Here is a 13,516-nt window from a genome sequence, read left to right as displayed (position 1 = left end):
GGCTGCAAGGCGTCGTGGAACGGTCCGCGGTCGGGCCGTGGCGGGTACCAGGGTGATCGCAGCCCGCGGTGTGCGGCGGCCCGCGCGTGACGGCGGCCGGTCGCCGTGCGACGCTCCTTCCGTGCCGGTGAGCCCCCTGCGTGAGCCGCCTCTTCTCGAGGTGCGCGGACTCGTCCGCCGCTTCGGCGGCGTCGTCGCCCTCGATGGGCTGGACCTGGCGGTGCGGCGCGGCACGGTCACCGCCCTCATCGGGCCGAACGGGGCGGGGAAGTCCACGGCCTTCGGCTGCATCTCCGGCGTGATCCGGCCGGATTCGGGATCGGTGCTCTTCGCAGGGCGCGACATCACGGGGGAGCGGCCGGACCGCATCACGCGCGCGGGCCTCGTCCGGTCATTCCAGATCGCGCGCGGCATCCCCCGGCTGACCGTTCTGGAGAACCTTCTTCTCTATGGTCCGGCGCAGCCTGGGGAAGCGGCCTGGCGCGCCGTGCTCGGCGCCGGCGTTCGCGGGCGGGAAGCGGTGCTGCGCCATAGGGCGCGGGAGGTCGCGGCGCGGCTGAACCTCACCCGCGTGCTGGACAACCCTGCGGCGGCGCTATCGGGCGGGCAGAAGAAGCTGCTGGAGATCGGGCGCGCGCTGATGGCGGAGCCGCAGCTGCTCATCCTCGACGAGCCGGTGGCCGGGGTGAACCCGACGCTGGCGGCGGAGATCGCGGGCCACGTCGCGCGGCTCTGCGACGAGGGCGTGACGGTGCTGATCGTCGAGCACCACATGGATTTCGTCGCGTCGCTCTGCGACCCCGTCATCGTGATGGCGGAGGGACGGTGGCTGGCCGAGGCGCGGTTCCGGGAGATCGCCGACGATCCCCGTGTGCAGGAGGCCTATATGGGTCGCCGGGCCCACGCGTGAGCGGCTTCCTCGAGGTGGAAGGCGTCGTCGGCGGCTACGGCGCGGCGGACGAGGTGCTGAAGGGGATCAGCCTTTCGCTCGCGGCGGGGCGCATGGCGGCGGTGGTCGGGCCGAACGGGGCGGGCAAGTCCACGCTGCTGAAGGCCGTCGCGGGGATCGTTGTTCCGAAGTCGGGGCGGGTGACGCTGGAGGGGCGGCCGCTGTCGGGGCTCCCGCCGCGGGCGGTCGCCCGGCGCGGCGTCGCCTTCGTGCCGCAGGAGGGGAACGTCTTCCCCTCGCTGACGGTGCGCGAGAACCTGGAGATGGGCGGTTACCTCGAGGTGCGGGCGACGGTGACGCGACGTGCCGAGGCGCTGATGCAGCGATTTCCGGTGCTGGGCGAGAAGCGGCGGCGGGCGGCGCGGACGCTGTCGGGCGGGCAGCGCCAGATCCTTGCCATGGCGATGGCATTGATGGTCGAGCCGCGTCTGCTGCTGCTGGACGAGCCCTCGGCGGGCCTGTCGCCCGTCGCGGCCGAGGCGCTATTCGACGGGATCGCCTCGATCCACCGGGGCGGCACGGCGGTCCTGATGGTGGAGCAGAACGCGCTGGAGGCGCTGGCCATCGCGGAGGAGGGGATCGTGCTCGTGGACGGGCAGGTGGCGCGCATCGGGCCGGCCGCGGGGCTTGCGGCGGATCCGGAGGTGCGGCGGCTGTTCCTCGGCGGCTAGGATCAGGACGGGGCGCTCGCGGTCGCGACGGCCCTTCCCTTCCTCCTGGGCCCGTAGCCCAGCGCCGTGGCGCTGGCCGGTAGGCGGGTCCCGGGCCGACCGAGTGGATCAGGGGCGGACAGACTGGGCCGCGACCCGACAGAGGTCCTGAGCGGTCGGTAGAACGATGTTGCGAACGTATCATTTTTGATCCGATGCGCATGTCCTGATTGACAGTCGGTTTACGTTCGTCTCAAAACCCTGACATCGTTTCACAGGCCGCCCGATGTCCGCTCGTCCCATCGTCTCCTTCCTCCCTGGCTCGTCCCTCGCCACGCCGATCGGCGGGACCCGGAACATCACCCTCCGGTTCGACAACCAGCCGGACGCGGCGCCGGGCGGGGATGTCGGCTACTACCCCTACGTGGACCTGCGGATCCCGACCCTGGGCGCCGACGGCGTCGGGACGGCGACGGATGACGGGCTGACCTACATCGGCGCCACCTATCTCGGCATTCCGCTCGAGCAGACGATCCTGACCTTCGACTCGGACGGGAAGGCGGCGCATCCCTTCGCGAAGGACGCCCTGGGCAATGCGATCGTCGTGACGGGCGCGGCGGGCGAGCAGCTCGTCGTGCTGCGCCTGCCCTTCGGCTCCTTCACCCCGGACCAGACGCCGACGGACATCGTCGTGCAGGTGGCGGTCTCGGACCTCGCCGACCTCGACACGCCCCTGAGGCTGGAGGCGACGGGCGGCTTCGCCTACGGGCGCGACGCGCTGAACAACCCGCTCGCCGACGCGCCGGTGCGCGGCGCGACCGCGTCGCTCGACGTCACGCCGCAGGTCATCACGCTCGAGACGCGGTATCTCGGGCCGGAGCAGGAGACGGCGACGGGCCCGTCCTATGCGCGGACCTGGGTGGCGCAGGCCGACATCGCGGTGGGGCAGACGGTCACCGGCCTCGTCCTGCAGCAGGTGATCCCGGACGGCGTGGTGATCCTCGGCACGTCCATCGCGAACGGGACGGGCAGCATCGCCATCGTGAATGGCGTGGTGACCGCGACCTTCACCGGCGACTACACGGGCGGCGGCGCCAAGCCCACGCTGAACGTGGACTTCTACGTCACCGAGGCGTTCGCCGCCGGCGGCAACGTGCTGGACCCGGTGACCGGCGCCTTTCGCCCGCTTGAGATGAACGCCTCGCTCGCGGCGGACTGGCAGCCGGTGGATACGCGCGACGGGCCCGTCCACTTCGACATCAACCCGCCCGGCGCGGAAAACACGATCACCGCGAAGTCCATCGCGGTGCAGAAGTCCGTCGCGGTTGTGGATTCGCTCAAGGCGGGCGGACACCTGCAATGGACGCTCGACGGCCAGGTTTCCAACTACTTCGACGTGGACCAGCTGGTGCTGACCGACACGCTCGGTGACGGCCAGCGCTTCGATACGGGCTTTACCCCGACGATCGTCGTGGAGGAGGGCGGGGAGACGATCCTGGCGAAGGTCCTCTCCGTCGGGCAGTACAACTTCGCCCGCGACCCCTCGACCGGCCTGACCACCATCACCTTCGACGTCAGCAAGGCGCTGCGCGACGCGGGCCTGGACGAAGCGCTGAACGGCGGCACCGCGCTGGACCCGAACAAGGCGACGGCGAAGGTCGTGTTCCGCAGCGTGCTGGAGGAAAGCTGGGTCGGGCCGACCCCGGGCGACGACCGCGTGGACCAGGGCGACCCAATTGGCAACGGCGTGGCGTTCTCCGGCCAGGTCGCGGAGACGGACAGGCCGATCCGGGACGAGTCGGGCGCGGGCGTGACGCTGCCGGTCAGCACGGTTTCGAAGGCGATCGCCCTGGTGAACGGGGCGGCGCCGATGCCTCAGGCGAACGGGAAGGTCAACGTCTCCTCCGGCGACGAGATCACCTACCGTCTCACGCTCGACATGCCGCTGACCGGCGCGCACAAGGTCGCGCTGAAGGACTACCTGCCCCTGCCCGTGCTGCTGGCCGGGGACGCCGATGCCAACGCGGTCACCGCGGCGTCCATGACCTTCACGGTGGGCACGCCGGGCGCCGGGCAGTTCACCTTCGGCCCGGCCGATACCTACCACCTGCTCTCCGGCGCCGCGGCGCCGCAGGTCACGATCGACGCGGCCTCGAACGCCCTGACCTTCAACTTCGGCGACGTGCAGGACCCGAACTACGCGGCTGGCAAGATCGACATCCTGTTCACCGTCAAGGTCCTGGACGCGCCCTTCGGCGATGGGCTGCTGCTGACGAACCAGGTCACCTCGACCGAGACCAACTCCTTCAACGCGGTGTCGGAGAGCAACGCCATCGTCCAGTTCGTGTTGGGCGAGCCGCGGCTGCAGATCCACAAGGCCGTCGTCGCGACGGATGCGATCGGCGGTGTCTATACCGGGACGGATGGTCCCGCGACCTTCAACGCACCGGGCACGACCGGCGCGCGCTTCACGGGCAACGTGACGAGCGCGGGCATCCAGGCCGACCGGCTGAACAACGAGCTCGGCAAGGTGGACGCCGGCGACAAGGTCACCTTCGCCGTCGTCGTCGAGAACAAGGGCAGCGGCCTTCACGGTGCCTTCGACGTGCTGCTGCGTGACGTGATCCCGGCGGGCTTCCAGGCGCCGGACGGAGCGGGCTTGAACCTGCGGGTCACCGACGGCAACGGCAATGCGCTGTCCTACACGAATGTGGGTGGCGGCTTCTTCGACCCGAACGGCGGCATTCGCCTGGACGACGCCCCGGGCCAGGGCGCCATCGCCGCCTATTCCGCGACGAACGGCAAGAACATCGTCGTCATCTCCTACGACCTGCAGCTCGCGAATGCCGTGGACGTCCCGAACTTCCGCCTCCCGAACACGGCGACGATCGTGGACTACGCGGCCCAGGAAGCCGGGGTGGACCGGACCAATGCGGCACCGGCCTCCGAGTTGAACGCGACGTCGGCCGTCGTCACCGCGCCCCTCGAGATCAGCAAGACCGTCTTCGCGACGGACCAGCTCTTCACTGGCGAGAATCTCGGCAACAAAAGCCTGACCGATCTCGCGATCGGCGAAACCGTGACCTACCGGATCGCGGTTCGCGTGCCGGAGGGCAAGGTGACCGATCTGCGAGTCGAGGATTTCCTCCCGAAGGCCTCCTCCGGCCTGCTCGACTACGTCTCGTCCAAGCTGGTCTCGGTCGGTTCCAACCTGTCCGGCGTCGCACTGGGCATCGGGGCCGCGGGCGCGGTGACCGACAGCAACGCGGACAGTGTCGGCGACACCGTCCGATTCAACCTGGGCAACGTCACGAACCAGGCGGACAACCAACGCACGGACGACGACCTGGTCGTGTTCGAGGTGGTGGCCCGCGTCGCGGACCGGGGTGGCAACAACGGCGGTGACGTGCTGCGGAACACGGCAGAGGTTTCGGCCGCCACGTCGGGGGGGCGGAGCACCGCAGGGTCCTCCGTGGACGTGGAGGTCGTCGAGCCGAAGCTTGTCATGACGAAGTCCGTCACCGCCAACCCGGCCGATGCCGGGGACCTGGTGACCTACACCATCACCATGACGAACCAGGCCGGGACCTACGTCGCACCCGCCTTCGACCTGAAGATCAAGGACCTGCTGTCGAACCTCGCGCCGGATGTCGTCTTCCAAGCCGGGACGGTGCAGGTCTCGGGCACCGGCACGTCCGGCGTCACGATCCTCGACGGGAATGACACCGGCGACACGGCCGTCGAGGTCGGGGCGGCGCGGATCGACGCGGGCGGCACGCTCACCGTCACGTTCAAGGCGAAGGTTTCCGACACGGTCGTCACGGGCAAGCAGGTCACGAACACGGCCCAGGGTGGCGGCGATACCCTGCCCGACCAGAACGGGATCGACCGGGACATCCCGCTCACCGCCAGCACTACGCTGAACATTGCGCCGCCGAAGATTGCAAAGAGCGTCGTCGGGACCTCCGATGCCGACACCGGCTCCTCGCGGCTGGACGAGGGCGTCACCGACCTCAAGATCGGGGAGGTCGTCACTTACGAGATCCGGGTGACGATCCCCGAAGGGTCCTCTCCCAACCTCAACGTCGTGGACCTGCTGCCGGACGTGCTCTCGGCGGCGGTTGCGGGCGGCCGTCTGGTCTACGTCGCGAACTCCGCGCAGGTCGTCTCGACCGGGGCGAATCTCAGCGGCGCCTCCCTCGCGACGCCGACGATCACGGTCGATGATTCGAGCACGAACGGGACGCTGGACCGGATCACCTTCTCCTTCGGCAACGTCACCAACGCGCCGGACGGCGCCGAGAACGGGAAGGACCAGATCGTCGTTCGCCTCCAGGCGCAGGTCGTGGACGCCCTGACGAACGTCAACGGCGACGTGCTGACCAACACGGCAACGGTCACCGCGGGCTCGGCGGCGTTGCAATCCGCGCCCGTCAACGTGGAGCTGGTCGAACCCGTCCTGCTGATGGACAAGACCGCGTCCTTCGCGAACGGGACCGTCCGCGACGCGGGCGCCGAGGTTACCTACACCCTCGTCATCAGACACGCCAACAACAGCAACCTCAACGCCTACGACCTCGCGATCCGCGACGCGGTGCCGGCGAACCTCGCGATCATTCCGAACAGCCTGACATCCACGTCCGGCACGGCGAGCTTCAACGGTCAGAACCTGTCGCTCAACATCGCGCAGCTGGACCTCGGGCAGACGGTCAAGATCACCTACAAGGCGGTCCTGAAGGACAGCGTGACGCCGGGCGAGCAGCTTATCAACACAGCGCGCGTGGACTACGACAACCGCGCCGGCGAGGGTGGCCGGGGCAGTTCCGCGGCGGACACGGAGACCGTCACGGTTGCCCTGAACCCGACCCTAACGAAGGTGGTCACGAACACCTCCCTTGCGGGCACCGGGACGACCTTCGGCAATGACGTGCGGCCGGACCTGGCGATCGGCGAGACCGTGACCTACCGACTGATCGCGACGGTCGGCGAAGGCACGCAGAAGCTGCTGATAACGGACACGATGCCGGTGGGGCTGCAGGTCCTCTCGGCGCAGGTCGAGAGTATCGGCGGGAAGATCTCGGGCGGGCTGCTCTCGGTCGGCTCGGGCGCGACCTCCATCGTCGGCCAGCTCGTGTCCTTCGACTTCGGCACGGTGAAGAACGAAGCTGACAACCTCGTGAATGCGGGCGACCGGGTGTCGGTCCTCGTCACGGCGCGGGTCGTGGACGGTGCCGCGACGACTAACGGCGCGGTGCTGACCAATGCCGGCAAGGTCGAAACCTCCGCGCCGGACGGGACCACGGGCAAGGCCTCGGGAACTGCGAACGCGCCGATCGACATCGTCCGGCCGGTCCTCACGCTCGACAAGGCAACGCCCTTTACGGGCGGCGACGCGGGCGACCTCGTCACCTACACGCTGACGATCAACCATGCGGGGAGCAGCCGCGCGCCGGCCTATGACGCGAAGGTGACGGACCTGCTGCCGGCCGGGGCCGTGCTGCTGCCGGGCAGCGTCACCGCGCCGGCCGGGACCTCCGTCGCCGTCTCGGGCAACGGGCTTACGGTGTGGCTGCCGGAGGGCTACGCGCCGGGCAGCGGGGCCATCACCATTACCTACCAGGCGAAGCTTGCGGACACCGTGTTCAACGGCCAGCCGGTGAGCAACACGGCGAGCCTGACCTATTCTACCGCGCCCGCCGGCACGTCAGGGCGCGCGACGATCACGGTGGCGGACGACGCCACGGTGCCGGTCAAGATCGTGGATGCCTTCGACAAGCAGATCGTCTCCACCTCCTACGCCGCCACGACCGGGAACGAGGTCGCGATCGGCGAGACCATCACTTACCGTCTTGTGGCGACGCTCGGCGAGGGCACGCAGAAGCTCGTGTTGAGCGACGTGCTTCCGAATGGGCTGCAATACGTCTCCTCGAAGGTGATCAGCACGGGCGGCGTCAGCGGTTCCTTGCTCTCGGCTGATTCGGCGGGCGCTTACGATGCTACGGCGAAGAGGGTCAGCTTCGATTTCGGCGCGCTGACCAATACCGGCGACAACGTGCAGAACGCGAACGATCAGGTGATCGTGGAGGTCGTGGCGAAGGTCACGACCGCGGGCATCGGGCTGAACATCGCCAACTCCGGGCGGCTCCAGGCCTCGACGCCGGGCGGGACGCCGATGCCGATGCTGACCGACAGCGAGGTAGTGAAGACCGTCGCGCTGCCGCTTGCGAGCCTCGGCGACCGGGTGTTCGACGACCTGAACGGCAACGGCATCCAGGACGGGGGTGAGGTCGGCCTCGCGGACGTCCTCGTGCGGCTGCTGAACGCCGACGGCACGCCGACCGGCCAGACCACCACGACCAGCGGCAACGGCACGTACGGCTTCGCGAACCTCCGGCCCGGGACCTACAAGGTCGAGTTCGTCACGCAGGCGGGCTACACCTTCTCCCCCGCCGATCGTGGCGGGGACGATGCGAGGGACAGCGACGCCGACCCGATGACCGGCCGCACGGGCGACGTCATGCTCGACCCCGGTGAGAACGACCTGACCGTGGATGCGGGCATGCTGCGCCTCGGCTCCATCGCCGGCCGGGTCTTCACGGACCAGGACGCGGACGGCCAGCGGGAGACGGGGGACGGCCCGGTGACGGGCGTCACCGTCCGGCTGCTGAACGGCGACGGCACCCCGGCGGGTCGCACCACGACCACGGCGGCCGACGGCACCTACAAGTTCGACGGGCTGATCCCCGGGACCTACAAGGTGGAGTTCGTCAAGCCGGACGGGACGGTCTTCACGCCGAAGGGCCAGGGCGCTGCCGCGACGGACAGCGACGCCGGCATCGCGGATGGCCGCACCGACGGGCTGTCGCTCGCGCCCGGCGAGAACAAGGTGGCGGTGGATGCCGGCATCTACCTGCCGGTGTCCCTGACGGGCCGCGTCTTCACCGATATGGACGCGGACGGCCAGCGCGAGCTCGGCGACGGCCCGGTGACCGGCATCACGGTCCGCCTGCTCGATGGCCTGGGCAACCCGGCCGGCCGGACCACCACCACGCTCGCCGATGGCACCTACACGTTCGACGGGCTGGTGCCCGGGTCCTATGCGGTCGAGTTCGTGAAGCCGGACGGGACGCGGTTCACGCTCGCCGACCGCGGCGCGGACACGACCGACAGCGACGCCAACGAGGTGTCGGGGCGCACGACGCCGGTCACGCTGACCTCCGGGCAGACGAGCCCGAACAACGACGCGGGGATCTACGTGCCCGCTACGCTGTCCGGCCGCGTCTTCACGGACATGGACGCGGACGGCCAGCGCGAGCTCGGCGACGGCCCGGTTAACGGCGTCACCGTCCGCCTGCTCGACGGCAACGGTGCCCCGACCGGCCGCACGACGACGACCGCGGCCGACGGGACGTACACCTTCAGCGGCCTGGTGCCCGGTGCCTATTCCGTGGAGTTCCTTCGTCCGGACGGGACGGTCTTCACCCCCGCGAACCAGGGCAACGACGCGACGGACAGCGACGCCGACCCGAGCAACGGCCGAACGCCGCCGGTCACGCTCCTGTCCGGCGGGGTGAGCGAGAACAACGACGCGGGCCTCTACGTTCCCGCGATCCTTTGCGGCCGGGTTTGGCTGGACTGGGACCGCGACGGCCAGCGCGACGCCGACGAGGCGGCGGTGGCGGGCGTGGCGGTGCGCCTGCTCGACGCGAAGGGCCTCGTCGTGCAGACGGGGACCACGGCGGCGGACGGCACCTACAAGTTCGCCGGCTTGGTGCCCGCGACCTACACGGTGCAGTTCATCCGGCCGGACGGCACGGCCTTCACGCTCAAGGACGTCGGTCCCGACGCGACGGATAGCGACGCGAACCCGGCCAACGGACGGACGACGGGCATCATCCTCGTCTCCGGTGACGTCAGCCGGAACAACGACGCGGGCCTGCAGAACCTGGGCGACCAGGGCCCCTGCGTGACGGAGCCCGCGACGAAGCTGACGGCGGGGAACGACGCCTTCAACCCGACCCCGGGCAACGACGCGGTCTCCGGCGCCGGCGGCGACGACAACCTGCATGGCGGCGCTGGGAACGACACGCTCTTCGGCGGCGACGGCAACGACGTGCTCATCGGGCATGAGGGCGACGACAGCCTGACGGGCGGCGCGGGCGACGACCTGATCCACGGCCTCGCCGGCCACGACGTCATCTGCATGGGCGACGGCAACGACAATGGCGAGGGCGGCGACGGGGACGACGTCATCTCCGGCGGCAACGGCAATGACCACTTCCAGGGCGAGGGCGGCGACGACGTCCTGTTCGGCGATGCCGGCGACGATTTCGTCGAGAGCAACGAGGGCGATGACTTCGCCTCGGGCGGCGTCGGCAACGACCTGATCATCGGCCATGTCGGCGCCGACATCCTCGTCGGCGGCGCGGACCGGGGGACGGCTGCGCTCGTCAACGGGCACATCCAGGTGCAGTACGGCGACTGGATCCAGGGCAACGCCGGCGCAGACCGCTTCGTCTACCGCCCCGGCGACGGCGTGGACCTGCTGGAGGACTTCAACCCGGCCGAGGGCGACACGCTCACCGTCTACGGTTACTCCGGCGTCGTGGCGTCGGAGATCGTAAACGGCAAGCTGGCGGTCTATTTCGGCCCGAACGCGGCGGTGCTGCTGCCGATGCACTACCAGACGGGGCCGGGCGGGACCTTCCCGGGGATCACCTTCGCCCCGGACCTCGCGGCGCCGACGACCTTCGACCAAGCCTCCACCCTCGTCCTGCTCAAGGACGGCGTGCCGTTCTTCTACGGCGCGCAGGGCGAGGACGCGGCCTACGGCACGGCGGCGGGCGACCTGATGCGCGGCAATGCCGGCAATGACTGGCTCATGGGCCGCGACGGCAACGACACGCTGGATGGCGGGTCGGGGGCGGATTGGCTCCTCGGCGGCAACGGGACGGACACGGTCACCTATGCCGGCGCCACGGCCGGGGTCGCCGTCTCGCTCGCGGCCAGCCCAATAAACGGGACGGCAGGCGACGCGCGCGGCGACGTGCTCATCGGGGTCGAGAACCTGACGGGCAGCGCCTATGCCGACACGATGTCTGGCGATGCGGGCGCCAACCTCATCGACGGCGGGGCGGGCAACGACCTGCTTGACGGCGGCGCGGGCGGCGACACGCTGCTCGGCGGGGCGGGCAAGGACACGCTCCTCGGCGGGCTCGGGGCCGACGTGCTCACGGGCGGGATGCACGGCGACACGTTCCGCTGGACCGCGCTGGCGGAGAGCGCGCCGGGGGCGATGGACGTCGTGACGGACTTCGTGCGCGGGGAGGACCGGCTCGATCTCTCCCCGATCGACCCGAAGCCGCTCGTCGCGGGCGACCAGGCCTTTGCCTTCGTCGGCACGGCCGCCTTCCTCGCGAACGGCACGTCTCAGGTGCGGTACGTTGCGGACGGCGCCGACGTGAGGGTCGAGGCGGATGCGGATGGCAACGGCACGGCCGACTTCGCCTTCCTCGTGAAGGGGATCACCGTCCTCGCCGCCTCCGACTTCATCCTCTGACCACCGGGCGGGCGCGCGCGGACGCGCGCCCGCCGGAGACCGGGCGCCGATCGCATCCTGCTTTGCGTGCGGCTTCTCGCCGGGCTGGAGGCGCTAGATGCCATGCCCCGGCCGATCCCGGACGAGGCGATCCTCGGACGGTCCGGGCACCCCCGGCGGCGCGGTGTGCGGCCTGCGGCCGGAGCGGACGCATCAGGCGCCGCCCGGCAGCCTGCCGGTGCCCCGCCCCGGGCTCCACCTCGCGGGGTGAAGTCGTGTTAGGGTCGGGTCACGACGGGACAGGCGGGGGATCAGGGGCATGACGGGGATCGGGATCGGACGCCGCGCGGCGCTGCTGGGGGCGGTCGCCGCCCCTGCCCTCATGGGGCGCGCGCGGGCGCAGGGCGCGCCGCTCGTCCTCGGCGCACTGCCGCCGCTGACGGGCGCAGGCGGTCCCTACGGCCCCGCGATGCTCCGTGCCATCCAGGGCGTGGTGGACGAGGCCAATGCCGCGGGCGGCGTGCGGGGCCGGCCGATTCGCCTCATGGCGGAGGACGACCAGACGAACCCGGATGCCGGCGTGCGCAGCGCCCGCAAGCTCATCGACGTGGACCGCGTCGCCGCGGTCATGGGGACCTGGGCCAGCGCCGTGACGACGGCGGTGGCGCCGCTCTGCTGGGAGAACCGGGTGCCGCTGCTGACCGTCTCCGGCGCGGATTCGATCACGCTGCTGCCTCACCAGGGCTACATCTTCCGCACGCAGCCGAATTCGCGGCTGCAGATCGCGACGGGGACGGACTTCCTCGCCCGCCAGGGCGCGCGACGCATCTTCCATCTGGCGGCGCAGAGCCCCTTCGCGCAGTCCAGCCAGGACACGATGGTCGAGCGGATGCGCGCCGCCGGCGGCAACGTCGCGGGCTACATCGTGTACGAGCGGGACAAGACGGCGTTCCGGACGGAGGTGGATGCGGTGCTGCGGAGCCGCCCCGACACCGTGTTCCTCAACGGCTACCTGCCCGACGTCACGATCCTGCTGCGCGAGCTGTTCCGCGCGGGCTTCGAGGGGCGGCGCTTCACGCCGGCCTACGCGGTCAACCAGAACACCTTCGCGACGCTGCCCAACGAGGTGACGAACGGCGTGATCACGTGGCAGCCCTCGCCGGAGGTGGACAGCGCCGTGTTCCGGCGGCTGCAGACGCGCTTCGGGAACGTCGAGGTGGACCCGTATTCCGCGCAGACCAATGACCACGCGACGCTCGCGATCCTCGCTGCGGCGCAGGCCGGGGACGTCGCCCCGGAGATGCTCGGCACCGCGATCCGCGACAACATCCGCCGCGTCTCCTCCGGCGAGGGCGAGCGGGTGGACAACGTGACGGACGGGCTGCGCGCGATCGCGGCGGGGCGCGCGGTGAACTTCGACGGGGCCTCCGGGCCCGTGGAGTTCGACGAGCGCGGCGACATCCGCGGCACGAAGTTCCGCTACGAAGCCGCGGAGGCCGGGCGCTTCCGGGTGCTGGAGGTGCGCTGACGGCGGCCGGCCGGTGGAGGACTGGCGGGACCTCGCGCAGGTCCTGCTGAACGGGGTGATGGCGGGGAGCGTGCTGATGCTTCCGGCCATCGGCTTCAACCTGATCTTCGCCGTGCTCCGCTACCCGAACTTCGCGGTGGCCGGCTACGCGACGATCGGGGCCTTCGCGGGGTGGGTCGCGAACGTCGCCTGGGGGTGGCCGGCCGCGGCCGCGCTGCCGGTGGCCTTCCTCGCCGCGGGCCTGGCGGGGCTGCTGGCCGAGGAATCCGCGCTGAAGCCGCTGCGGTCGTCCGGCGCGCTCACCGTCGCGATCGGGTCGGTGGCCTTGACGATCCTCGTCGAGAACCTCGTCCGCTTCAGCTTCGGCAACGACCTGCGCGGCTACGACCTCCCGGTGTTCCGGGACTGGCGGTTCGACGGCATCCGGGTCGGGCCGCAGGCCGTGTCCAATGCGCTCTATGCCGCGACGGCGGCAGGGCTGCTCTTCGCGGTGCTCGGCTTCACACGGCTGGGGCGCGCGATGCGGGCGGTCGCCGACAATCCCGTGCTGGCCGACATTAAGGGGGTGGATCCCGGGCGCATCGCGCGGGTCGCGGTGTTCGGCGGGGCCGGGCTCGCGGGGTTCGGCGGGATGCTCCTCGGGCTCGATACGTCGATCGACCCGCTGACGGGGTTCCGCGTCATCCTCTCCGTCTTCGCGGCGGCCGTCGTGGGGGGCTCGGCTCGATCCCCGGCGCGGCGCTCGGGGCGATGGTCGTCGGCGTGGGGGAGGAGCTGGCCTCCGTCGTGCTCGACCCGGCCTACCGCACGGTGACGGCCTTCCTCGCCATCCTCCTCGTGCTGCTGTTCCG

The 13,516-nt window shown here is 70.6% G+C and carries 5 protein-coding genes; all 5 read left to right on the top strand.

Features of this window, described 5'->3' with window-relative positions:
* Positions 1-121 precede the first annotated feature (121 nt).
* The 5 genes from ACE7GA_RS01370 (at position 122) to ACE7GA_RS01350 (ending at position 13,479) form a co-directional block, all read left to right on the top strand.
* Entirely contained in the window at positions 122-910 is a 789-nt protein-coding gene (locus ACE7GA_RS01370) for an ABC transporter ATP-binding protein (protein ID WP_376094557.1), read from the top strand.
* On the top strand, positions 907-1,620 hold the full coding sequence (locus ACE7GA_RS01365) for an ABC transporter ATP-binding protein (protein WP_376094554.1): 714 nt from the start codon (positions 907-909) through the stop codon (positions 1,618-1,620). Before ACE7GA_RS01370 ends, ACE7GA_RS01365 begins: the two co-directional genes overlap by 4 nt.
* Before the next feature lie 265 nt (positions 1,621-1,885).
* The gene (locus tag ACE7GA_RS01360; RefSeq protein WP_376094551.1) at positions 1,886-11,158 is read left to right on the top strand and encodes an SdrD B-like domain-containing protein; all 9,273 of its coding nucleotides are present in this window, start codon (positions 1,886-1,888) and stop codon (positions 11,156-11,158) included.
* A 298-nt stretch (positions 11,159-11,456) separates the two neighbouring features.
* Positions 11,457-12,665, top strand: coding sequence for an ABC transporter substrate-binding protein (locus ACE7GA_RS01355; protein ID WP_376094548.1), 1,209 nt, complete (start codon positions 11,457-11,459; stop codon positions 12,663-12,665).
* 13 nt (positions 12,666-12,678) lie between these two features.
* On the top strand, positions 12,679-13,479 hold the full coding sequence (locus ACE7GA_RS01350) for a branched-chain amino acid ABC transporter permease (RefSeq protein WP_376094545.1): 801 nt from the start codon (positions 12,679-12,681) through the stop codon (positions 13,477-13,479).
* The last annotated feature ends 37 nt before the right edge of the window (positions 13,480-13,516 follow it).

Source organism: Roseomonas sp. CCTCC AB2023176 (assembly GCF_042259275.1).
Classification (GTDB): Bacteria; Pseudomonadota; Alphaproteobacteria; order Acetobacterales; family Acetobacteraceae; genus Roseomonas.
Note: the sequence above shows the minus strand (reverse complement) of the source record. Positions and strands in the feature narration are given on the sequence as shown.